Origin of the sequence: Providencia sp. PROV223, from assembly GCF_028479245.1 — a bacterium.
Classification (GTDB): Bacteria; Pseudomonadota; Gammaproteobacteria; order Enterobacterales; family Enterobacteriaceae; genus Providencia; species Providencia rettgeri.
Map to the genome: position 1 here is coordinate 93,275 of NZ_JAMPNG010000007.1, position 23,992 is coordinate 117,266.

General features: G+C 38.3%; 21 protein-coding genes. 6 read left to right on the forward strand and 15 right to left on the reverse strand.

All coding sequences use genetic code 11. From position 1 onward, the window contains the following. The first annotated feature begins 32 nt into the window (after positions 1-32). Positions 33-863: a Cof-type HAD-IIB family hydrolase gene (locus tag PR767_RS10305; protein WP_109911457.1), complete on the forward strand. Its 831-nt coding sequence runs from the start codon at positions 33-35 to the stop codon at positions 861-863. Beyond that, positions 860-1,507, forward strand: coding sequence for a 3-keto-L-gulonate-6-phosphate decarboxylase UlaD (locus PR767_RS10310; protein ID WP_109911456.1), 648 nt, complete (start codon positions 860-862; stop codon positions 1,505-1,507). Before PR767_RS10305 ends, PR767_RS10310 begins: the two co-directional genes overlap by 4 nt. Positions 1,508-1,632: 125 nt before the next feature. Here the strand turns inward: PR767_RS10310 and PR767_RS10315 are convergent, their stop codons facing one another. Both PR767_RS10315 and purL read right to left on the reverse strand, forming a co-directional pair. Further along, a complete protein-coding gene (locus PR767_RS10315; RefSeq protein ID WP_272520262.1) occupies positions 1,633-4,209 on the reverse strand; it encodes a calcium-binding protein in 2,577 nt (858 codons plus the stop codon). A gap of 343 nt (positions 4,210-4,552) precedes the next feature. Continuing rightward, a complete protein-coding gene (gene purL, locus PR767_RS10320; RefSeq protein WP_272520263.1) occupies positions 4,553-8,440 on the reverse strand; it encodes a phosphoribosylformylglycinamidine synthase in 3,888 nt (1,295 codons plus the stop codon). A 270-nt stretch (positions 8,441-8,710) separates the two neighbouring features. Between purL and mltF the strand changes: the two genes are divergently transcribed. Next, on the forward strand, positions 8,711-10,375 hold the full coding sequence (gene mltF, locus PR767_RS10325) for a membrane-bound lytic murein transglycosylase MltF (protein WP_272520264.1): 1,665 nt from the start codon (positions 8,711-8,713) through the stop codon (positions 10,373-10,375). Positions 10,376-10,415: 40 nt separating this feature from the next. Here mltF and tadA read toward each other — a convergent pair whose 3' ends face one another. After that, entirely contained in the window at positions 10,416-10,898 is a 483-nt protein-coding gene (tadA, locus tag PR767_RS10330; RefSeq protein WP_109911452.1) for a tRNA adenosine(34) deaminase TadA, read from the reverse strand. A gap of 96 nt (positions 10,899-10,994) precedes the next feature. Next, positions 10,995-11,642 (reverse strand): leucine efflux protein LeuE, encoded by a 648-nt coding sequence (gene leuE, locus PR767_RS10335; protein ID WP_004912773.1) that lies wholly within the window; start codon positions 11,640-11,642, stop codon positions 10,995-10,997. A 302-nt stretch (positions 11,643-11,944) separates the two neighbouring features. Here leuE and PR767_RS10340 point away from each other — a divergent pair, with 302 nt between their 5' ends. From PR767_RS10340 to PR767_RS10350, 3 genes are all read left to right on the forward strand, one after another. Further along, positions 11,945-12,154 carry a hypothetical protein gene (locus PR767_RS10340; protein ID WP_272520265.1) on the forward strand — a complete coding sequence of 70 codons (210 nt, stop codon included), beginning with the start codon at positions 11,945-11,947 and terminating at the stop codon, positions 12,152-12,154. A 695-nt stretch (positions 12,155-12,849) separates the two neighbouring features. Beyond that, entirely contained in the window at positions 12,850-13,110 is a 261-nt protein-coding gene (locus PR767_RS10345) for a YfhL family 4Fe-4S dicluster ferredoxin (RefSeq protein ID WP_004912777.1), read from the forward strand. Between the two features lie 236 nt (positions 13,111-13,346). Further along, on the forward strand, positions 13,347-13,793 hold the full coding sequence (locus PR767_RS10350; RefSeq protein WP_004912779.1) for a hypothetical protein: 447 nt from the start codon (positions 13,347-13,349) through the stop codon (positions 13,791-13,793). 246 nt (positions 13,794-14,039) lie between these two features. Here PR767_RS10350 and acpS read toward each other — a convergent pair whose 3' ends face one another. The 11 genes from acpS to rpoE form a co-directional block, all read right to left on the reverse strand. Then, positions 14,040-14,432, reverse strand: coding sequence for a holo-ACP synthase (gene acpS, locus PR767_RS10355; protein WP_123382549.1), 393 nt, complete (start codon positions 14,430-14,432; stop codon positions 14,040-14,042). Next, positions 14,432-15,163, reverse strand: a complete 732-nt coding sequence (gene pdxJ, locus PR767_RS10360) for a pyridoxine 5'-phosphate synthase (RefSeq protein WP_004912787.1) — start codon at positions 15,161-15,163, stop codon at positions 14,432-14,434. Before pdxJ ends, acpS begins: the two co-directional genes overlap by 1 nt. 295 nt (positions 15,164-15,458) lie before the next feature. Then, positions 15,459-16,187, reverse strand: a complete 729-nt coding sequence (gene recO, locus PR767_RS10365; protein ID WP_004912788.1) for a DNA repair protein RecO — start codon at positions 16,185-16,187, stop codon at positions 15,459-15,461. A gap of 11 nt (positions 16,188-16,198) precedes the next feature. Continuing rightward, positions 16,199-17,107, reverse strand: coding sequence for a GTPase Era (gene era, locus PR767_RS10370; RefSeq protein ID WP_004912791.1), 909 nt, complete (start codon positions 17,105-17,107; stop codon positions 16,199-16,201). Further along, positions 17,104-17,784 (reverse strand): ribonuclease III, encoded by a 681-nt coding sequence (rnc, locus tag PR767_RS10375; RefSeq protein WP_004912793.1) that lies wholly within the window; start codon positions 17,782-17,784, stop codon positions 17,104-17,106. The genes era and rnc overlap by 4 nt, the downstream gene beginning before the upstream one ends. Before the next feature lie 303 nt (positions 17,785-18,087). Beyond that, complete coding sequence (gene lepB, locus PR767_RS10380; protein ID WP_004912796.1) at positions 18,088-19,053, reverse strand: signal peptidase I; 966 nt, start codon at positions 19,051-19,053, stop codon at positions 18,088-18,090. 17 nt (positions 19,054-19,070) lie between these two features. Beyond that, positions 19,071-20,864: a translation elongation factor 4 gene (lepA, locus tag PR767_RS10385; protein WP_042851876.1), complete on the reverse strand. Its 1,794-nt coding sequence runs from the start codon at positions 20,862-20,864 to the stop codon at positions 19,071-19,073. A gap of 404 nt (positions 20,865-21,268) precedes the next feature. Continuing rightward, complete coding sequence (rseC, locus tag PR767_RS10390) at positions 21,269-21,733, reverse strand: SoxR-reducing system protein RseC (protein WP_164528609.1); 465 nt, start codon at positions 21,731-21,733, stop codon at positions 21,269-21,271. Between the two features lie 3 nt (positions 21,734-21,736). Then, positions 21,737-22,687: a sigma-E factor regulatory protein RseB gene (gene rseB / locus PR767_RS10395; protein WP_004912804.1), complete on the reverse strand. Its 951-nt coding sequence runs from the start codon at positions 22,685-22,687 to the stop codon at positions 21,737-21,739. Continuing rightward, positions 22,687-23,310 carry an anti-sigma-E factor RseA gene (gene rseA / locus PR767_RS10400; protein WP_004912807.1) on the reverse strand — a complete coding sequence of 208 codons (624 nt, stop codon included), beginning with the start codon at positions 23,308-23,310 and terminating at the stop codon, positions 22,687-22,689. The genes rseB and rseA overlap by 1 nt, the downstream gene beginning before the upstream one ends. Positions 23,311-23,368: 58 nt before the next feature. Continuing rightward, positions 23,369-23,947, reverse strand: a complete 579-nt coding sequence (rpoE, locus tag PR767_RS10405; protein ID WP_004912810.1) for an RNA polymerase sigma factor RpoE — start codon at positions 23,945-23,947, stop codon at positions 23,369-23,371. Between the last annotated feature and the right edge of the window lie 45 nt (positions 23,948-23,992).

Below are 23,992 nucleotides of genomic sequence, written 5' to 3' on the forward strand. Positions count from 1 at the left end.
AAATCATTAATTAGCGATAGAGGTAATCAACTATGTATAACGTATTAGCGCTTGATTTGGATGGAACGGCTTTAACTCAAGAACATACGATCCACCCTGCAGTCAAACAAGCCATTCAACAAGCAGCAAAACAATGCCACGTCATGATAGTCACTGGTCGCCACCATACTGCTGCCCGTCCCTACTATGATGAACTCGGGCTAACTACGCCGATTATTTGTTGCAATGGTACTTATATCTATGATTACCAAAATGAAAAAGTTATCACGCACAATGCCCTTACCAAAGAGAATGCACTGACATTCATCGAATTAGCACAGAACGATAAACTGAAAATGGTGATGTACATCACCGATGCCATGGTGTATTCAAAAATCGACCCTATCGATTACATGAGTGCAATGGAACAGTGGGCTAACGACCCAACCATGGCTCATCCACCGAAAATTTATCGCATTGATTCATTTGAAGAACAAGTCCAGCAGGCTGACTATATTTGGAAGTTCGTCGTCGAAGGTGAACCGTCTACGTTAGAACGTTTCTTAAATTCCCCTTGGATTAAACAAACTTTTAATGCCGAAAAATCATGGTCAAACCGTTTCGACTTTGCCGCAAAAGGCAATAACAAAGGAACGCGTTTAGCAGAATATCTTAACTCTCAGGGTTATAACTCAAACCAAGTTATCGCTGTTGGTGATAACCACAACGATATCTCCATGATTGAGCTAGCGGGCCTAGGCGTAGCAATGAAAAATGCCGATGACACGGTGAAATCCCATGCGAATGCTATCTGTGCTACAGATAATAACGGTGATGGCCTTGCGCGTCTAATCCATGAAAATATTTTAGGACAATCACAATGACAAAGCCTTTGATCCAAATTGCATTAGACCAAACCAACTTACCTGCTGCACTCGAAGTAGCTGAAAATGTACACACTTTCGTTGATATTATTGAGGTGGGTACAATTTTAGCGTTCGCTGATGGCATGAATGCGGTCTCTACTTTACGTCAAAAATACCCTAATCACATTCTGGTTTGCGATATGAAAACCACCGATGGGGGAGCCATTTTATCGAGAATGGCATTTGAAGCAGGAGCAGATTGGATCACAGTCTCAGCCGCGGCGCATATTGCCACTATTGCTGCCTGCAAAAAAGTTGCCGATGAGTTTAATCGTGAGATCCAAATTGAAATTTATGGTAATTGGACTTTTGAAGATGCCAAAAATTGGGTCGATTTAGGTATTTCCCAAGCGATTTACCACCGCTCCCGCGATGCTGAACTCGCCGGTATTGGCTGGACCAATGAAGATATCGAAAAAATGCGAAAACTGTCTGATTTAGGGCTAGAACTGTCCATTACTGGCGGTATCGTGCCGGAGGATATCCATTTATTTAACGGTATCAAGGCCAAAGCCTTTATTGCTGGCCGTGCATTAGTGGGCGATAAGGGTAAAAAAACGGCAGAAGCATTACGTGAGCAAATCAACCGTTTTTGGGCCTAAATGGCGCTAAATATGTTTCTTAGTTAAGCCCTAAAACCAACAAAAATTTTAGGGCTTTTAATTTTATTCAATCTTTTTATAAAGTTTAAAAAAAGCAACGTATTAATAGACTATTCTTTATAAACTTACCTTTTTGACAAAAAATTGTTCACAAGCTGAGTAGGTTGCCAATCACTATTTATTCTTTCAAAATCATGAGTCCCAACGCTGTTATATTCATCTTGTAATCGCATTTCAGCTAAAGTATTCACTAAATAATCAAGCTTTTGTGCTGTCGTATATTTTTGGGCACCCGGCAAGGAATTATGATGAATAACGACTGGTGCTTGATTATTTTTGTGCTGGATAAGAGTAACTTTATAACCGGACTCTGAACTGAACACATAGCGAGCCATTTCATTTTGGTTATCAGGTTCTAATATTTCTGGTGTTTTATTAAAGCTAATTAAGTGTATTGTGTCTTTATCACTATAGCGATGGATAACGCTTTCCCCTGTGAATTCCCCATTAACAATAAATGTATTCTCCCCTTTATTGTCACTTAACAATCCATTATGACCATTTGCAATAAGCACATCATTCCCAGCACCACCAAATAAATCAATATTTCCTTCGTCTGCATATAAAACATTATGACCAGCAGCATTGTGTGCCATAGATATACTGCCTATATTCATCTTTGCTTTAAATACTCGTCCATGTTGGCTTTCATCAGCTATTTTATATTGATTTTTTGTTAAATTTATAACTAACTGAGAAGGATTTGAATCCTCCGCAATATTAATTTCAGGTAAAGATAAATCTATTTTTGAGTGCTCTGTATTTTCAAAAAAACCTTTAAAAGCAAGCATCGGCTGCCATGGTAATAATGGATGTTCTCTTTTCCAGTACTGCTTGTGCTCAGCTAGATACCTTACCATATGGCTCATACTTTCTTTAACATCGTTAGGAATATTATCAGGAAGTTTGTCATAATGGTGAATGTGATTTCTATTTATTTCGTTAGACGATATTATCTTTATTTTCACCTCACGTAATGTTGAAATTGACTTAACCACCTGATACTTCATTCCATTTTCTTCTACTTCTTTATATTTTTTATTAAAATACATTAAGTGGATATCATTAATACCATTGGTATCATCAATAATTGTTGTTCCAGTACCTTTGGAACCATCAACAATATAGTGGTCATTACCATGATTGCCATTTAAAATATCATTACCTAAATCAGAAAGTAATAAATCCCCTTGCTTACCGCCATTAACTACATCATTCCCCTGCCCACCATATAAAACATTCATTCCCTTATAGGCTATCAGTTTGTCGTTACCATTACCGCCATTAGCAATCACACCTTTCTCACTATAATTATTAATTTCATCATCCCCATCTAGTGCATCAATAATAGCACCTTGATAGGATTCACCTCTTCTAAGATAGAATATATCCGATTGTTCAGTAAATAAACCGGTTGTCTTTTTAGTTACTATTTCATGCCCTTCACTATTTAAATTAATCTTAATTAAATTATCATTTGCATCCTTAATATATATATGCTGAAAGTCCTTATTTTCATAACCGACAAATTTGATATCCAGTTTTCTATCATTAAACATATTGGTAAAATATATTGATTGACCATCTGTATGTAACTGATCTCCATATTCATCAGGTAACTTTATAATAATGCTACTATCACGAGCATTCCTTCCCTCCAAATTACCCAGATTAATAGTCAATTCTGATTGAATAAGATCACTGGGTTTTAGTTGATAAATATCTTTCCCTTTTGTAGCAATAATATAACTATTCCTATTAACCATAACTAAATGGTCATTATGGTCACTACCTGTATAAGTTAGGTTTTTAATATTTCCATTAAAATTGAAATTACCCCATGAAGGAGAAAAATACCCATGATTATTAATAATTATATTTTGCTTTTCTTGATTAATTTTGACTTTATCAATTTCATCACTTCTCTTAAGATAATCATTATCTTGAAGATAGGTAATCTCATAAAATTTTTCCGAATTTTTCTTATCACTATTGTTATTTAAAATCGGATTTAAACAAAATCCATCATGTGTATAGAGCTGGTAATGATGTTTTAGTTCTTTTCCATTTAAAGTATCTTGATAAGCATTTTTTAATGTAATATTTAGTACTAAAACATCTGAGATTTTATATGGCGATTTTGCCTTTATTGTTAATACTAGATCATTACCTATGCATTTTACGTTAACTATTTCCTTTAAAGTATACCCTAAGTGAACATCACTCTGACCTTTTGTATTCTCAACAATTCTCGCATTTAATTTAGTTATACTTTTATTTTTAACATTCTTCCATTGAAAACGGCGTAAATAATAATTATCATCACCATCCCCACCTCTCGCAACACCCGACCTAAAAATAAGATGATCGTTCCCACCATATCCATTAATAGAAGCTTTCATTACACCCGCATCTAAAATATTATTGTTTTTATTCCCTTTTATAAATAAATTGGATTCTATTCCCCCTGAAAAAAACACATTATTAGTATGTTCCAATTTGACTTCATGCCCTTTAGCTTCACCTAAATTAAGATTTCTCTTCATTAAGTTAATATATATTGGTCCTTTATTAAGATAATTAGAATCTACAACTATCTTTTCAAAATCAATAATTTCCTTCAATTTACTTATCGCATCCATATTAACTCCTATCAAAATTCATTTGAATATAAACTGCTGAGCCATTCATTGACTTAGTAGCATTTAACATTTAATAATTTAACATTTAATTTATCTTTTAATTAAGAAGTTAATCTGATATATCAATAAAATTATTCATAAAACAAATTTAAAATTAATTAACATTTAAATAATAAAAACAAACTCGCATTATTCATATCCATTCAAATATAGCTAAAGTAAAAACAAATGATAATTTGTAAAAATAACATAATAAAAAAGCACTCTATCGCTTTAGTTTTATCCCTGACGATAGAGTGCTTGTATTCAAATTAGCCCAGCGACTAATTTATTAAAATACTTATTAGCCTAATTGCTTACGTGCATTACGGAAAATCCGCATCCATGGGCTGTCCTCTCCCCAATTTTCAGGGTGCCATGAATTGCTTACCGTACGGAAAACACGCTCAGGATGCGGCATCATAATCGTTGCACGGCCGTCTTTCGAGGTTACAGAAGTAATTCCATTAACTGACCCGTTCGGGTTAGCTGGATATTCCTCTGTCACTTGGCCATAGTTATTCACGAAACGCATCGCCACCAGCCCGTTATCTTCTAATTGCTGTAAATGTGCCGCTGCACGTGTTTCCACTTGCCCTTCACCATGAGAAACGGCAATAGGCATACGAGAGCCTGCCATATCTTGCAGTAATAACGATGGGCTATTCGCAATTTCTACTAAACTAAAGCGCGCTTCAAAACGTTCTGAACGGTTACGTACAAAGCGAGGCCAGAATTCCGCACCTGGGATCAGCTCATGTAAGTTCGACATCATCTGGCAACCATTACACACCCCAAGAGATAAGGTATCTGGGCGGTTAAAGAACGTAGCAAATTCATCACGAACTTTATTATTGAATAAAATAGATTTTGCCCAACCTTCACCCGCACCTAATACGTCCCCATAAGAGAAACCACCACAAGCCACCAATGTTTGGAATTGTTCCAAAGACAAGTTACCTGCAAGTAAATCACTCATGTGCACATCAACCGCATCAAAACCAGCACGGTCAAAAGCGGCGGCCATTTCCACATGCGAGTTCACGCCTTGTTCGCGTAAAACAGCCACTTTAGGGCGCACGCCTGACAAAATAAACGGCGCTGCGATGTCTTCTTCAATGTCATACGTCAGTTTCACATTCAAACCAGGGTCCTGGTTATCCTGCTTCATCGCATGCTCTTCGTCTGCACACACTTCGTTATCACGCAAGCGTTGCATTTGCCAAGTAGTTTCAGCCCACCATTGACGCAATAAACTACGAGATTCACGATATACAACCGTATCTCGGCTATTAATAATCACGGCATCATCATGTATTGCAGAACCTAAATAATGAACGCAACCTGCCAGCCCTGCTTGTTCAAAACATTCTGCTACATACGCTCTATCGGCTTCATTAATTTGAATGACTGCTCCTAGCTCTTCGTTAAATAACGCCGCAAGCGTGTCTTCATCAAAAGAGCTGATATCAACATTAATACCGCAATGACCCGCAAAAGCCATTTCTACTAAAGTGACGAATAAACCACCATCTGAACGGTCATGGTAGGCTAGAAGTTTTTGCTCTGATAACAACTTCTGAATTGTATTAAAGAAGCCAAGTAATACTTCAGGACTGCGTACATCAGGGGCTTTATTACCTAACTGACGATATACCTGTGCGAGCGCAGAGCCGCCCAGCGCATTATTGCCTTGCCCAAGGTCAATTAATAACAAGGCATTATCATTAGTTACTTTTAATTCAGGTGTCACTGTCAAGCGAACATCTTCAACACGACCAAATGCACTAATCACCAAAGAAAGTGGCGAGGTCATTTCGCGTTCTTCGCCATCTTGCTGCCAACGCGTTTTCATTGACATGGAGTCTTTACCAACTGGGATAGTTAAACCTAACGCAGGGCACAGTTCTTCTCCTACCGCTTTAACCGCTTCATATAGACCTGCATCTTCACCAGGGTGCCCAGCTGCTGCCATCCAGTTAGCCGACAATTTAACGCGTTTTAAATCTTGCACATAAGAACATGCGATATTAGTTAATGCTTCCCCAACTGCCATTCGTGCTGATGCAGCAAAGTCCACCAATGCTACTGGTGTTCTTTCACCAATTGACATGGATTCCCCATAGTAGCTATCTAAGCTAGCAGTGGTTACCGCGCAGTCAGCAACAGGAATTTGCCATGGGCCAACCATCTGATCACGCGCCACCATACCCGTCACTGTGCGGTCACCAATGGTGATTAAGAATGTTTTTTCAGCTACTGCAGGCAAATGTAGAACACGCTTCACCGCTTCATTTAAATTAATCGCTGTTCTATCTAATGAATCGGGCTCTGCCTTTAATGTTGTTACATCACGCAGCATTTTTGGTGTTTTACCCAGTAAAACATCCAAAGGCATATCTATAGGTTGGTTAGAAAAGTGTTCATCATTCAGTGTTAAATGACGCTCTTCAGTCGCCTCCCCAATCACGGCAAATGGCGCACGTTCACGTTCACAAATTGCCGTAAAGACAGAAAGCTGCTCAGGTGAAACTGCCATCACATAGCGCTCTTGAGACTCATTACACCAAACTTCTAGCGGGCTCATGCCCGGTTCATCATTAAGAATTTTACGTAACTCAAAACGTCCACCGCGGCCACCATCACTCACCAGCTCAGGCATGGCATTCGATAAACCACCTGCGCCCACATCGTGGATAAATAAGATAGGGTTATCATCACCAAGCTGCCAGCAACGGTCGATAACTTCTTGGCAACGGCGTTCCATTTCGGCGTTATCACGTTGTACCGAAGCAAAATCGAGATCTGCGTCTGATTGGCCTGATGCCATTGATGATGCAGCCCCGCCACCTAACCCAATGTTCATTGAAGGGCCACCGAGTACAATCAGTTTTGCACCAACCGTAATATCGCCTTTTTGTACGTGATCTGCACGGATGTTTCCGATACCACCCGCTAACATAATAGGCTTATGGTAACCACGTAATTCTTCACCATTGTGGCTGTTAACTTTTTCTTCATACGTTCTGAAATAACCTAATAGCGCAGGACGACCAAATTCATTATTGAATGCCGCCCCACCTAATGGCCCTTCCATCATAATATCCAAAGCCGTCACAATGCGCTCTGGTTTACCAAAATCTTCTTCCCAAGGCTGTTCAAAACCGGGAATGCGTAAGTTAGAAACAGAAAAACCGACTAAACCAGCTTTTGGCTTCGCGCCGCGCCCTGTTGCGCCTTCATCACGAATTTCACCGCCAGAGCCTGTTGCTGCTCCCGGCCATGGTGAAATCGCTGTTGGGTGGTTATGAGTTTCCACCTTCATTAAGATATGAGCATCTTCTTGGTGGTAGCGGTATGTACGTCCTTCAGGTTCAGGAAAAAAGCGGCCAACAGACGAACCTTCCATAACGGCGGCATTATCTTTATAAGCAGATAAAACATGGTCAGGTGTTTTTTCAAACGTATTTTTAATCATTTTAAACAGTGATTTAGGCTGTTTTTCACCATCAATTACCCAGTCTGCATTAAAGATTTTATGGCGGCAATGTTCTGAGTTTGCTTGCGCAAACATATAGAGCTCAACATCCGTTGGATTACGTTTTAACCCAGTAAATGCCTCTAACAGGTAATCAATTTCGTCATCGGCTAACGCGAGCCCCATTTCCCTGTTTGCTGTTTCCAATGCAAGGCGGCCACTCGTAATCACATCAATGGACTTCATTGGTGCTGGCTGTTGCTGCACAAACAGTGCACTCGCTTGTTCAAAAGAAGAAAAAATGCTTTCCATCATGCGATCATGCAAAATAGCGATCACTTCATGCCACTGTTCTTGGGTCAATGCATCACCTTGAACATAATAAGCAATCCCGCGTTCGATACGCTTTACTTGGCGAAGACCACAGTTATGTGCAATATCGGTGGCTTTTGAAGACCACGGAGAGATAGTTCCCGGACGAGGAGTGACTAAAATAAGCTTACCGAATGGCTCGTGCTCAGCCAGAGAAGGACCATACTTTAACAAACTGCTCAGTTTGCCTTGCTCACTATCACTCAACGGCGCTGATAATTCAGCAAAGTGCATATACTCAGCATAGATATCCGTGACAGGAAGCTGTTTTTCTGCAAACAGCGCCAAAAGGCGGGTAATACGAAATGCTGATAGAGCAGGTGAACCACGCAAAATTTCCATCGTCTTAATTTCTCTCTTTTAAACGCCAGCCCTGAACATGAAAGCAGGGAAACCGGAACACATTATAGAGCAATGTTCATCAATACGAAACCGTTTGCGTGATTAAAAATAAAGCGATTAGTTAAATATTATTCTGTGCTAAATACGATAATATAGGTTGCACCGTTCCTAAATGTTGAGCAAAATAGCCGACTACTGGAATTATAACCATTACTTAGCCATACTCTTTTATGGACATACAGCACCAGTCAATGCACGAGAAACTATTATTTGAATAACTTAAAAGTTAACTATTTAATTATCGTGGTCATCGCGCTACTAGCAACTATGGTCATCGGTTTTAACGTCCGCTGGCCCAATACGCAGAATTCACAAATTAATAAAATTATTTCTCAAGGTGAATTACGTATTAGTGCCGTTAGCTCGCCACTTATCTATATTGATGAGCAGAAACAGCTGCGTGGGTTCGACTACGAGCTGGCTCAAGGCTTTGCCTCATACTTAGGCGTTAAACTCAAGATAACCATCCGCCCAACATTCGAGCAAATATTTGATGACCTTGAAAATGGCGATGCCGATATCGCGGTTGCGGGTTTACTGTATAACAAAGACCGTTTAGCCAAAACAAAAACTGGTCCAAGTTATCTTAATGTCACTCAACAACTTGTCTATCGCAAAGGAACAAATCGCCCCAAAAACTTCAATGAAATAACGGGTAAATTATTGGTAACAGCGGGTACGGCGCATGCAAGTACCTTGAAGGAACTCGCCAAGGAATACCCGAACCTAAAGTGGGAAGAAACCTCAAAATACAATACCAGTCAAATCCTTGAAATGGTTGCCGATGGTGAGGTTGACTACACATTAGAAGACTCTATTGCCGTTGCACTACAGCAACGTATTCACCCGCAATTAGCGGTTGCTTTTGATTTATTGGATGATCATGCTGTTACTTGGTATATGCGTCGTAGTAAAGAAAACAGTTTAGATGCTGCGTTGCTTGATTTCTTCAACATCAGCCATGAAAGCGAATTACTTGCACGTCTTAATGAAAAATATTTCAGCCATGTAGAGTCTTTCGATTATTTCGACACAATGGCATTTATTAAAGCCATTGATAATAAACTCCCCGAGTATCAACCTCTATTTGAAAAATATGCTCAGGTAATTGACTGGAAATTATTAGCGGCTATTGCATGGCAAGAGTCCCATTGGGATCCTTTAGCGACCTCACCTACGGGGGTACGCGGGCTAATGATGCTAACAAAGCCAACCGCAACAACAATGGGTATTGCGGATAGGTTAGACCCGGAAGAAAGCATAAAGGGCGGCGCCGCTTATATTGCTTATATTATGGAGCGTTTACCTGAAACCATCGAAGAGGATGACCGTATCTGGTTTGCCCTTTCCGCCTATAATATGGGGTATGGGCATATGCAGGATGTCCGTAAATTAACTGAAATGTTAGGCGGAGACCCTAACCGGTGGTTAGATGTAAAAGCCCGTTTACCTTTATTGACGCAGAAAAAATATTACTCACAACTCACTTATGGTTATGCACGTGGCCACGAAGCTTATCGTTACGTTGAGAATATTCGTCGTTATCATCAAAGTTTAGTGGGTTACTTACAAAGCCAAGAAAGAAAACAGCATGCTCTTGATATTGCCCAGAAGTCACTTATTTATTTGATTTCTCCTGAGAACCATAGCACTACTGAATCTCAAGCTATGCAAAATCAGTCCCCTATTTCTGAAAAAGTTAGTATGACGAATTTAGGGAAAATGAGTTCTGCGGCGCGGCCATCTAAAACTCTTGATGAAAAAAGGCTGCCATTAGGAAAATATTTACTTTCATTACACCCATCACAAAATACCGATGAGACCGATAATGAAACACCTATCTCGCCACCAGAAGCACCTAAAAACTCGCTATAAATCATGCTGAAATAAAATAAGTGCGCTAAATTTTACTGTGTTAGCGCTTTTGTTCTTTTTTTTGCGCTCTACGCAATTTAAAAAAAGCACTCAGCATTGAAGAACATTGCTCTTCTAGAACACCACCAGTCACATCCACATAATGGTTTAGCCCGGCTTGCCCCATAATATCTAGGTAGGAACCACAAGCGCCAGTTTTAAAATCCTTAGCACCATAAACGACACGATTAATACGGCTGTGGATCATTGCGCCTGCACACATAATGCAAGGCTCTAACGTTACATATAATGTGGTATCCAATAACCGATAATTTGACAGCACTTGCCCTGCTTGTTGCAGAGCCATAATTTCAGCATGTGCTGTTGGATTATGGTCAATAATCGAACGATTCCAGCCTGAAGCAATTAAACGATTGTCTTTAACTAAGACCGCACCAACAGGAATTTCGCCAAGATCTTGTGCTTTTAGCGCAAGTTCAATAGCTTGTTGCATCCAATACTCATCAATTTCAATTTGCGTCACTCTTACCTCTGGTCAATGCGTTTTACACGCGATTATCCTCAAATGTTAGAATGACCGCAATTAAAATGCTTTTGTCTCTGTAATAGCAACCTAATTTTAATTGCTAAAAATCGCTAATTTAGCTGCAAACCCCATAAAGAAAGCGCCTACCGTACAATTTCCAAGCTTTGCAAGGAGTTGCTTTTCACGCAAAAAACGCGCAATCAAATAGCCACTAAAAATCAATAAGCTCAGGTATAAAAAACTCACTAATTCTAAAATCGTCGCAAGTACAAGGTAAGGTACCCATGCATGTGAGTAATTAAAGTCAACAAATTGTATAAAGAAAGAAATATAAAATAAAATTGCTTTCGGGTTTGTTAAGCTCAGCACTAGAGCGCGAGTAAAGTGTTTTTCTGTTTTAATTGGGATAGCATCAATACCGTTTGGCTGCGATTTTTTATACATAAATGTGCTATATAAAATCTTACCGCCTAAATATAGTAGATAAGCCGCACCTAAATAGCGAACTATCATAAATAATGTCGGGGATGCTTTAATCACTGAAGCGACACCGATAAATGACAGGAAAATTAATATTGCATCTCCAGTAAATACCCCTAGAGCAGCCCGATAACCAAACCGAGTGCCACTCGATGTACTTGTTTTTAATACATATAATGAGTTAGGTCCTGGTACAATAATGATTAAAACTAACCCTGCCAAATAAGTCCAGAAGTTAAGAACGCCAAGATTTTCGAACATATTTTTGACCCTTTATCTTTTTTATTATTTTTATCATAACTTTCACTCTTTGTGAATATTTATTCAATTAATTAGATATATGAAATGAACTGATAATAAAGATTATTTTAAATCAAACTTATTTATGATTACTAGGCTTATTCATTATTAACAACGGAAGGAATAAATATATGCTTATTATTAGAACATTAGTATAAAATGGAGCATTCGAAGATTTCTATCCAACAAAGATGACCTTTAGTGCCGCTAAACGTAATTATTTTTTAGGGCACTCAAAAGATAAAACTTACGTTGTATACTCTATGGCAGATAATGGTAAAGTTGCCCCAAATGCACCAGTACAAAAAGGAAAACTGAGGTCCTACCTTAGTAATATTCAAGCATTCTATGATTCAGCAAAAAATAAACAATATTTATATGGTTATAATTTAAATGAAAAAATTGTCGAATTGTACCAAATAGATGATAAAGCAGGTATACAGCCGATCTATGTTGATAACTTCAACGTTTGAGATACAATTCAATCAGCAACGCTTTATATCGCTAATGGTCTTATTCATATATATAGCCAAGCAGAAAAAATAAAAACTAGAAAATCCATAGCTATTCAATAGAGGAATAATAACACCGAATTATACTTCAGTTAAAATTCAAAATACATAAGGGTCAAGTATAAGGCCATTATTGATAATAATTAAACATACTCCCCATAAAATTCTAAAAAAATCCCTTTATCATTGATTAACAAATAAATAAATAAATAAATAAATAAATAAATAAATAAATAAATAAATAAATAATATTTTAACATTAAGATTTTTTAATTAAAAACAACTTCCTTTTCAATTTTTTTAAATCATGCATTTCCTATTAAAATATAATTCATTTTTAGCTAATACTAAATCCATAACCAAACAGCAATAAAAAACACTAATAAAACCAAATAATTCACTTACATTCCATTAACAAAACCATTTGATTTGAATATTCCTATTTTTCAGAAGAAAGTAGCCATTCTGCATAACAATGAACTTAAAAAAAATTACATTTAAATAATATGAAAAATAAGTATTGTAATTTAGTATTACTTTTTCAAGCTTTTCAATGTAAAATGGTTGCACAAAAACACAAGAATTGAATAGAAGTAACGAATAGGTGCAAGGTATAAGTTACTATTTTTTAACTTAGTCGAGTATAAGTCACTGATATGTCTTTATTAATTACAAAACGCTGTATCAATTGTGATATGTGTGAACCTGAATGCCCAAATGATGCAATTTTTATGGGTGACGAAATTTATGAGATTGACTCAAACCTATGCACTGAATGTGTAGGGCACTACGATAAGCCTACCTGCCAATCAGTATGTCCCATAAACAATACTATCATTATTGATCCCAATCATATCGAAAGCCAAGATCAGCTATGGGATAAATTTGTTATGATCCACCACGCAGACAAAATTTAAACCTCTATGATTACTTTAAGAATTCATCATTATAAAAAATAAACATAATAATATTTAGTAGTAGCTTACTTCCTATGATGAATTCTTATCAGTTTAAGCTTATATAAGTTTTCGCTTATACAATTTATTACCAAAGATTAATAAATATTATATTCTGATAATATTTATTACTATTACAATAAATATTTTCTGATACATTAACCTCTCGCATTTACCAATTTTCAAAGAGGGATATTATGACCAAATCAAGTGAAAGCGTTCAAAAAAGTAAATTTAATAATTATTACAGCACAAGTTTAGTTTATACTGTAAAAGACTATAATTACTTTATTGGTATAGCTAAGAACAAGTCTTTTGTTATTTATGAAATAACAAAAGATGGAAAAATAGATCTTAAAAATTTTGTACAAGATGGAGTGTTAGATACTTTCCATGATGACCTCCAAGTTGTTTATGAACCAAATCAAAACAAACAATTCCTTATATGTACAAACACCACTGAGTCTAAATTAGATATATTTACTATTTATGCAAATGGTTCTATAAAACTATTTGACTCCCTTGACTATAAAAGAAACTCTAAACAAGGAACAGCAATTTATGCTGAAAATGGATTTTTCTTCTTTTATGAACAATCTCAGCGAACTTTAGAGTGGGAAATTAGAAAATTTGTAAGAGAATAATATAATTTCACCATGGAAAATAGTTTTTAATTAAACTAATTACAAAGCGATGTATTATTAGCCAGTCAATTCTTTATTAACTGATTGAATGGCCATTTTATTTCATAGCGTTAACCATAGATATTTAACTTAAAATAAGTATTGTATTCTATTTTCAGATAATATATCTTTTATTTTAATAGGTTATTTATTGGCTAATCAAACAAGCAATAAATAACCTATATTTTTCTACTACTGAGAAAGACTTTAATTCTTCATAATACTTTCAATTATCACAGTAGCTACCGCATAATGCCGCTCATCGGTAATCGAAACATGAAAGTGTGTTGCATGTATGCAGTTAGCCAACGTTAATGCCTCATCACTTAAGCTCAATAAGGGTTTCCCAAGCTTGTCATTAGTGACTTCAAATTGATTAAACGCTAGACCATTGCGAATTCCCGTACCTAGTGCTTTTGCTGCAGCTTCTTTAACTGCAAAGCGTTTTGCTAAAAAGCGAGCTGGCTTTGATTGTTGTTGGTACTGGACTAACTCAGCCTCCGTTAAAATGCGTTTAGCAAGGCTGTCACCTGTACGTTCAATCATAGACTCAATACGAGCAATTTCCACAATATCTGTACCTAACCCTACAATTGCCATTATTTACGCGCTTCCAACAGAATTTTTTTCATATCAGCAACGGCTTGAGCTAACCCACTGAACAATGCTCGACCAATAATTGCATGACCAATATTAAGCTCATAAATTTCAGGTAACTGAGCAATACGTTGAACGTTATGATAGGTTAAGCCATGACCTGCATTGACTTTAATTCCTTTACTCGCCGCATATATAACGCCATCATGAATACGGCGAAACTCAAGTTCTTGCTCCTGTTCTGTTTTAGCATCTGCATAGGCTCCTGTATGGATTTCAATAAACGGAGCACCACACTCTTGCGCAGCATCAATTTGTGCGTGGTCTGCATCAATAAACAATGAAACTAAAATACCCGCTTCTGTGAGGCGTTTAACAGCATCTGCAACTTTCTGTTTTTGCCCTGCGACATCTAAACCGCCTTCCGTGGTCACTTCCTCCCGTTTTTCAGGTACTAAACAGCAGAATGCAGGCTTAATACGACAAGCAATCTCTACCATTTCGTCCGTTACCGCCATTTCAAGATTCATTCGAGTTTGAATGGTTTCATTTAGCAATGTGACATCTCTATCTGTAATATGACGGCGGTCTTCACGTAAATGAATGGTGATACCATCAGCTCCCGCTTGTTCAGCAACGAACGCAGCTTGTACAGGATCTGGATATTGAGTTCCTCTTGCATTTCTAACCGTTGCAATATGGTCGATATTTACGCCTAACAAAAGCTCTGCCATTTTTTATTCCTCATTAGTAAACGCTAATAAACTTATCTGCCTACTATCCTACTGTAATTTCCTGTGCTGAGGGAATAAATCTCTCATCATTCGAAGTAAATTCCAATATACATACCCTATTTCAGTCGTTGTATTTAATTTTTGCGAAGCGCTTCGTAAGATTTTATATCGACAAAAAAATATATTGTTTGATAAAGCCAGTTCAGCTAAAAAGATACATGAGAAAGGGATATATAGAGGTATTAGGGGTATTAGCGGTATAACAAACTAGGTAAAAATAAAATTAAAAACAATTTCAACTCTGTTTGTTCTGCACAACTGGCGAATAAGTAAACTGGCGAAATAACTCTCGGCTTTTTAAAGGTTTTCCACCTAAATAAGGCTTTAAAGCAAGTCGAGTAAAACGTTTTGCTGCTTTAAGCGTATCTGCATCAGGAAATTCGCGACTTGCCAGTGCTTTAAGTTGTTTACCCGTAAAACTAAGCTGGTCAACAACCAAACTACCAATAAATCCTTTTTCTTCTCTATACCGGTAAGTCATTGTGTCAGAAACGGGCTCCCCGCTACCAGCACAATGTAAAAAATCAACACCATAACCAAGGTAAGAAAGCAAGGCTAGCTCAAAGCGACGCAAGGCAAATTCAGGAGTGTGCTCACTCGCAGCAAGAATTTGTAAACAGGAGAGATAATCAAAAAATAGTGCAGAATATGGTGTACCAAATTCTAATACACGCGCGGTTAATTCATTAAGATATAAACCGCTATATAGAACGGTTCCTGTTAAAGGGAGGGCTAAAGAAACCGGGTCTGCACTAATTAAGGTTTTGATTTCACCTTTGCCTCCCCAGCGGATTAGCAAAGGTGTGAAGGGCTGTAAGCAGCCCCTTAATGGTGAGCGATTACGGCGAGCGCCTTTTGCAAGTAAACGTATTTTTCCTTCGCCTTCAGTAAAAAAATCGAGTAATAAACTCGTCTCACTGTAAGGCCTTGAATGGAGTACAAACGCACGCTGCCAACCACTCACTTTGCCACCTACTATTTTAGGTCGTCAACATAACCCAGGCTACGTAATGCTCTTTCGTCATCAGCCCAGCCTGATTTAACTTTAACCCAAAGCTCAAGGTGCACCTTGTTATCAAACATTCTTTCCATATCGATACGCGCTTCGGTACCGATGGTTTTCAGTTTGCTACCTTTGTTACCAATAACCATTTTCTTTTGGCCTTCACGCTCAACAAGAATCAAGCCATTGATATGGTAAATACCCGCTTCTGTTACCTTAAATTGTTCAATTTCAACCGTCACCGAATATGGTAGCTCATCACCTAAGAAACGCATGAGCTTTTCACGGATAATCTCAGATGCCATAAAACGCTGAGAACGGTCAGTAATGTAATCTTCCGGAAAATGGTGTACTGCTTCAGGGATATGCTGTTTAACAATTTTAGCAATTGTATCCACACCAGTACCTTTTTCAGCACTAATCGGAACAACATCTAAAAAATTCATTTTCTGACTGATCATACTAATATGAGGCAATAGTATCGTTTTATCAGTCACATTATCAATTTTGTTAATTGCTAATATAACAGGGCAACGTAAGCTAGATAATTTAGTCAATACCATTTCATCATCAGCGGTCCAATTAGTCCCTTCAACGACAAAAATAACTAACTCAACATCACCAATTGAACTGGATGCAGCCCGGTTCATTAAACGGTTAATTGCACGTTTTTCTTCAATATGAAGTCCTGGGGTATCAACATAAATAATTTGGTAATTATCTTCTGTATGGATCCCCATAATACGATGGCGAGTCGTCTGTGGCTTTCTCGAAGTAATCGAAACTTTTTGCCCCAGTAATTGATTCAATAATGTCGATTTACCGACATTTGGCCGTCCAACTATGGCAACAAAACCACAGTGGGATTGTAATTCACTCATTCAAGCTCCAAAATTTTCAATGCTTGCTCTGCTGCTGCTTGCTCTGCTTTACGACGGCTTGAGCCAACACCATTAATCGGTTGGTCAATACCACTAACTTGGCAGTGGATCGTAAATTCTTGATCGTGAGCTTCACCTTTAACCTGAACAACCAAATAATTAGGTAGTGGTAAATGGCGCCCTTGCAGATATTCTTGTAACCTTGTTTTCGGGTCTTTTTGCTTATCACCCGGACTGATCTCAACCAGTCTACTTTGATACCAATCTAAAATAATTCTTTCGATCGTTTGGATATCACTATCTAAAAAAATACCACCGATCAGTGCTTCAACAGTATCAGCAAGGATAGATTCGCGACGAAAACCACCGCTTTTTAATTCCCCCGGCCCTAAACGTAAACACTCACCGAGTTCAAATTCACGTGCGATTTCTGCTAATGTATTTCCGCGTACAAGCGTTGCTCGCATACGACTCATATCACCCTCGTCCACTTTTGGAAAGCGGTGGTATAAGTCATTTGCAATCACAAAACTCAAAATTGAGTCACCTAAAAACTCTAGACGCTCATTATGTTTGCTACTTGCACTTCTATGTGTCAATGCTTGGATTAATAACTCGTTCTGTTTGAATTGATAACCAAGCTTACGCTGTAATTTTTCTAATAAAGAGGGGTTCATGTGCGCCCAACCATTTTTTATTTGATAAAAAAGCACACGCAACAGACCTGTAAAATTCACCATTTTACAAAACTGTTGCGTTTGCACTGACTCCTTATGCTTCCATATATTTTACAGTTCAGTGGAACTAATTATAAAAATTCATTAGTTACAATAAGTTAAAATAGGAGAGTCAATAATTGGGGAGCCAATAATATTAATTAATCTATATTGTACACTGGGTAAAACAATAATGCTTCGGTTAATGCGGATTTTCAAATGAAAACCCGCATTTCCAACATTTGGCTAGACCCACTATTCAAATTATAGTGGACCAATTCGGCTAAAGCGAATACCTGTCGGCCATTCATTTTCTTGTTTATCAAGACTTAACCAAATAAATACTGCGCGACCGACTAAATTTTCTTCTGGTACAAAGCCCCACATACGACTGTCAGAGCTATTATCTCTGTTGTCACCCATCATAAAGTAGTGCTTTTCAGGAACAATCCATTCGTTCTTCGGCATACCTGGTTGCAGATATTTAGCTTCAGTAATTGCTTGACGAATAATTAAAATTTGATGCTCAACCGTATCCAATTTTTCACTACGCTCATACTGGCGTAACGCATTCCTTGGTAGAGGTTGGTCTAATGGAATTTCATAATTCCCCTTTTGGTTATCAACAACAGAACCGATATCAAGGAACATGGTCCATTCACTCGGCGCCAGAGGACCATAAACAATAGGTAAGGTCTCTGTACATTTGTTATCTGCACAATTCGGGTAAATTGTTAATTCCTTTGCATCTGGGTTATAAATAATTTTATCACCCGGCATTCCAATAACTCGTTTTACAAAATCAACATTAGGATCTCTTGGGTATTTAAAAACTGCGATATCGCCACGTTTCGGTTTACCCGTTTCGATTAACGTCGTTTGTGTAATTGGGTCTTTTAAACCATAAGCAAATTTCTCAACCAACATAAAATCACCAACTAACAACGTTGGCATCATTGACCCTGAAGGTATTTGAAATGGCTCATAAATAAATGAACGCACAATCAGTACAATCGCCAACACAGGGAAAATAGACGACCCTGTTTCAAGCCACGATGGGCGCCGGACAGCATTTGCCACATCCGCTTCACTCACGGCGCCATTCGTTGCATCCTGTAACTGCTTGAGTTTTGCTTTACGCGCAGGTGCAAATTTAAACTTGTCTAAACACCATATAATCCCTGTGATTAATGTTGCCAGTGTTAGGATCAAGGCAAAGGTGTTAGCCATTGAGGCTCCTTGTAAACTTAGTCTTTACCAACATGCAATATAGCAAGAAACGCTTCTTGTGGTAGCTCAACGTTACCAACTTGCTTCATACGTTTCTTACCATCCTTTTGCTTCTGCAACAGTTTTTTCTTACGGCTAACGTCACCACCATAACACTTGGCAAGTACGTTTTTACGCAATTGTTTAACTGTAGAACGAGCAATAATATGGTTACCAATCGCTGCTTGAATCGCAATATCGAACTGCTGACGCGGGATTAGCTCTTTCATTTTTTCGACCAGTTCACGACCGCGATATTGAGAATTCGCACGGTGTGTGATCAAGGCCAAAGCATCAACACGTTCATTATTAATAAGAACATCGACACGCACCATATCTGATGCTTGGAAGCGTTTAAATGCATAATCTAAAGATGCATAGCCGCGAGACGTTGATTTTAAGCGATCGAAGAAATCCAATACTACTTCTGCCATTGGGATTTCATAAGTCAGCGATACTTGATTACCATGATAGACCATATTGGTCTGAACGCCACGTTTCTCAATACAAAGTGTAATAACGTTACCCAAATATTCTTTAGGCATCAGCATGTGACACTCTGCGATTGGTTCACGTAATTCTTCAATATTGTTCAATGCCGGTAGCTTAGATGGGCTATCGACATACACGATATCACCGTTAGTTTGCTGCACTTCATACACGACAGTCGGTGCAGTGGTAATCAAATCAAGATCATATTCACGTTCTAAACGTTCTTGAATGATTTCCATATGCAATAAACCAAGGAAACCACAACGGAAGCCGAAGCCTAACGCAGTCGAAGTTTCTGGTTCATAAAATAAAGATGCGTCATTTAGACTTAATTTACCTAATGCATCACGGAATGATTCATAGTCATCAGAACTGACGGGGAATAAGCCTGCATATACCTGTGGTTTAACTTTTTTAAACCCTGGTAACGCTTTATCTGCCGGGTTGCGAGCCCCAGTTAATGTATCCCCAACTGGGGCGCCAGTGATATCTTTAATCGCACAAACTAACCAGCCCACTTCACCGCAACTTAATACATCGCGGTCGATTTGCTTCGGTGTGAAAATCCCAAGGCGGTCTGCGTTATACACTTGCCCTGTGCTCATAACTTTAATTTTATCGCCTTTTCTCAATGTTCCGCTCTTAATACGGATCAAAGAAACCACGCCTAAATAGTTATCAAACCAAGAGTCAATAATCAGTGCTTGTAACGGAGCATCTGCATCACCAACAGGTGGTGGAATCTCTTTAACAAGACGTTCAATCACATCTTGAACACCAATACCGGTTTTTGCAGAGCAGCGAACTGCATCATGTGCGTCAAGGCCGACAATATCTTCGATTTCATCGGCAACACGTTCAGGATCAGCAGCTGGTAAATCAATTTTATTTAAGACCGGAACAACTTCTAAGTCCATCTCGATAGCGGTATAGCAATTTGCCAAAGTTTGAGCTTCAACACCTTGCCCTGCATCAACCACCAGCAAAGCCCCCTCACAGGCAGCTAATGAACGAGACACTTCATAAGAGAAGTCAACATGACCCGGTGTGTCAATGAAGTTTAATTGGTAAGTTTCACCATCTGAAGCTTTGTAATCAAGCGTTACGCTCTGTGCTTTAATAGTGATCCCACGCTCACGCTCTAAGTCCATCGAGTCTAAAACTTGTGCCGCCATTTCGCGGTCAGTTAAGCCACCACAAATTTGAATGATGCGGTCTGACAAGGTCGACTTGCCATGGTCGATATGTGCAATGATGGAAAAATTTCTTATATTATTGATTTTCAAGGTAATATCTTCTTTTAAATTGCCTTACAAAATCAGCTTTGTGCAAATATTGCAGCAAAACTAAAATGCTATGATTATCACAAGATTGTTAATTAGCTGCATTTTACATATAAGAACCCGCTAACACAAAGATTCAATGTAAAACAACTGTAAACCTGCATCAGGTTAATAGATTAGTTGTCGTGATTCATCATTAATACAACTCACACCAACCACTTCTATAGCCATAGTCAATCTATTGTAATTTCTAACTCAAAACAGACAAAATTGGTTAATAACTTTGTTCGCCATAATACTATTTGTTTGTTAATTAACTCTAATCCACAAAAAGGGGAAACTTAAGTTTCCCCTTTCTATTGATAATATCAAATTAACCTTCTAACTCAATATATTGAAATTTAGCAATTAACTTGTACTGAAAGCTCACTTGGAGGTAGCCCTATCTGTAAAATAACAGGTTGAAAAGCTTCATCATCACGCCAATTTGAGGCTAGTCTACGCGCAATATAAAAGCCAATAATACCACCAATTACACCTGAAATCGCTATCCAGAACTGCTCAAAATCAAACGCCTGTGCTAAGCCTGCAAAAATAAATAACCCCAAAATAGGCGTTAAGTAAACTAATAGCGCTGAACGGATCAAACTTCCCTCCGGGATGCCCACTTCAATTTTTTGCCCTTCAACTAGCGGTTGTTCAATCGCAATTTCTAATTCATGTTCCGTATTTGGCCCTATTTTGCTTAAAGCATAAGAACCACAGGTTTTACGAGCACCACAACTACCACAGCCGGACGAAGAACCATAGCGCAATAAAGCCCTACCGTTTTGCCAACGGACTACTGTTGCCCACTCTTTTACCATAATTTACTCCCGAAACTGAATACTACCTGCTACCACTTGCGCTGTTGCTAACGGTAATTCACCAATGATAGTGATAACATTTTGCTTTTGCGTCATTGTGTAAATAGTACGACGCCCATTTTGAAGCGGTTGATCAAGTAACGGGCCTTTAGTCGATTTTGTCACGTTTACAGAAAAGGTAAATAAACCATCACTAAACATTGCGGTTTCTACTACGTCGTCTTCAGCTAATTTTCGCGAAGAACGAGATATTTCTTCAAAACCAGGAGGTAACATGCCAACTTGCCATTTAAAAGAAGGATTTCCATTTTTAGGGGAAATCAATAATGGTGGCATATTTACCTTACTTAATGCGAGTAATGAGTCTTTCACTGTTTGGCTATCTAGCACCGTCGAGATCACACGAAATTGTTCTAATGTTTGGCTATTATTATCAAGAAGGTCGATACGTAATGGCAATTTCGTTTCTTCATCGATTAATACTACATAGTTAAACCGAGAGTTGTCTTTCGATATTATGCGAATCACTAACGCAGGCCTATCACCAATATGGGTACGTCCCGCATCAATAAAATTATAATAAGGTTTAATTTGCTGATAATTGGCAAAAACTACTGATGGCAAATTATCAACTATATATTTGCCATTTAAGCTAAATGCATCAAAACCTGGTTCAAAATAACTAATACTATTACCTTTTTGAACAATTTCACGACGCGATGAGTCCATTTGGATCATTTGTGAAACAGGTTCACCATTAATGATTGCATGGCGATAACGTACAGGCGTTATTGATTGCGGACTAAATGTCATATAAGACATTTCGTAAGAAAGGTTCTGGGCAGCATTCCCCATTTCTTTAAAAAGAACATCGGCATCTATTTCAGATGCCGAAGCTTGATTAGAAATAATCAGGCTGCCCGTCAGGCAGATGACGGATAACCATTTATTCATTATTGCAATTTAACTCCTGCTGAAGACGCAGGTTGTGCAGACTCTTGATATTGCTGGTTGAGCATCGAGCGTCTTTCAATTTCATACTGTTGTAGCATCGCATTAATGCGTTGATTTTGTTGTTCAACTTGTTGAAGTTGCTGCTCATTACCAAATAATTGGTTATCTGAGATATTCAAGCTAACTGGTGCCCCGCTGCCGACAGGAATGGTATTGAACATTGGCTCATCAACCGGTGAGTCAACCGCATTACTTTGGTTGTATTGTTGAACGCCAACAATTACAGCCAAAGACACACAGGCTGCAACACCAATTTGAGTTAACTGGCTCGCCCAAGGACGAATTTTGCCCCAGAATGGGAAAGCCCCCCAAGTCGCAGGCTCTGGCTGCGATTCGACAACTACCTGAGGATTAATACGCACAGCTTCATTCTCTAATGCTGCCGCAACTTTACTTGCAATATCAAAATGCATGACTTCACTAGTATCGTTACGTAGAGTATCACGAATAAGATGATAGCTCTCCCAACGTTGTTTTAACGTTGAATCACGTGAAATAGCGCTGACCAGTTCTAAGTCTAGTACTTCGCCATCCATCATTGCGGAAAGTTTCTCTCTTTGCATGCCCAATTACCTTCAGTTAATTGCATCACAATTATGTTTAATTGACTGATTTAACATACTAATACTGTTGAATCAGTGGCTGAACTTTATTATCAATCGCTTCCCTTGCCCTAAAAATACGAGAACGTACGGTGCCGACTGGGCAATCCATTATTTCTGCGATTTCTTCATAGCTCAAACCATCTAACTCGCGGAGCGTAATTGCCATTCTAAGATCTTCAGGCAGCGATTCGATGGTCCGGAAAACAACTTTCTTTAATTCATCAGACAACATTAAGTTCTCTGGGTTCGAAATTTCTTTTAAGGCACTCGCGGTTTCAAAGTTTTCTGCATCACTCGCTTCCAAGTCCGACGCAGGTGGGCGCCTATCTTGGGCAACTAAATAATTTTTAGCTGTATTTACCGCAATCCGATAAAGCCAAGTATAAAATGCGCTGTCACCACGAAACGAACCAATGGCGCGATAAGCTTTTATAAATGACTCCTGCGCAACGTCAGGCACATCTGCTTGCGGTACATAGCGAGATACTAAGCTCGCGACTTTATGCTGATATTTTATCACCAATAAGTTGAAAGCTTGTTGATCGCCTTTTTGTACCTTTTCAACCAAAATCTGGTCGGTCAATTGCTCGCTCATTCCAGGAAGTATCTCCCGAATTCAGGCCGATAATATGTTAACTTG

Coding starts and splice junctions, on each gene's coding strand:
- PR767_RS10340 (WP_272520265.1), top strand. CDS start 11,945: ATGGCAGATAATGGTAAAGTTGCCCCAAATGCACCAGTACAAAAAGGA.
- PR767_RS10350 (WP_004912779.1), top strand. CDS start 13,347: ATGACCAAATCAAGTGAAAGCGTTCAAAAAAGTAAATTTAATAATTAT.
- PR767_RS10315 (WP_272520262.1), bottom strand. CDS start 4,209: ATGGATGCGATAAGTAAATTGAAGGAAATTATTGATTTTGAAAAGATA.
- lepB (WP_004912796.1), bottom strand. CDS start 19,053: ATGGCTAACACCTTTGCCTTGATCCTAACACTGGCAACATTAATCACA.
- PR767_RS10305 (WP_109911457.1), top strand. CDS start 33: ATGTATAACGTATTAGCGCTTGATTTGGATGGAACGGCTTTAACTCAA.
- rseB (WP_004912804.1), bottom strand. CDS start 22,687: ATGAATAAATGGTTATCCGTCATCTGCCTGACGGGCAGCCTGATTATT.
- rseA (WP_004912807.1), bottom strand. CDS start 23,310: ATGCAAAGAGAGAAACTTTCCGCAATGATGGATGGCGAAGTACTAGAC.
- rnc (WP_004912793.1), bottom strand. CDS start 17,784: ATGAACCCCTCTTTATTAGAAAAATTACAGCGTAAGCTTGGTTATCAA.
- PR767_RS10345 (WP_004912777.1), top strand. CDS start 12,850: ATGTCTTTATTAATTACAAAACGCTGTATCAATTGTGATATGTGTGAA.
- leuE (WP_004912773.1), bottom strand. CDS start 11,642: ATGTTCGAAAATCTTGGCGTTCTTAACTTCTGGACTTATTTGGCAGGG.
- PR767_RS10310 (WP_109911456.1), top strand. CDS start 860: ATGACAAAGCCTTTGATCCAAATTGCATTAGACCAAACCAACTTACCT.
- pdxJ (WP_004912787.1), bottom strand. CDS start 15,163: ATGGCAGAGCTTTTGTTAGGCGTAAATATCGACCATATTGCAACGGTT.
- rseC (WP_164528609.1), bottom strand. CDS start 21,733: ATGGTAAAAGAGTGGGCAACAGTAGTCCGTTGGCAAAACGGTAGGGCT.
- purL (WP_272520263.1), bottom strand. CDS start 8,440: ATGGAAATTTTGCGTGGTTCACCTGCTCTATCAGCATTTCGTATTACC.
- era (WP_004912791.1), bottom strand. CDS start 17,107: ATGAGTGAATTACAATCCCACTGTGGTTTTGTTGCCATAGTTGGACGG.
- rpoE (WP_004912810.1), bottom strand. CDS start 23,947: ATGAGCGAGCAATTGACCGACCAGATTTTGGTTGAAAAGGTACAAAAA.
- acpS (WP_123382549.1), bottom strand. CDS start 14,432: ATGGCAATTGTAGGGTTAGGTACAGATATTGTGGAAATTGCTCGTATT.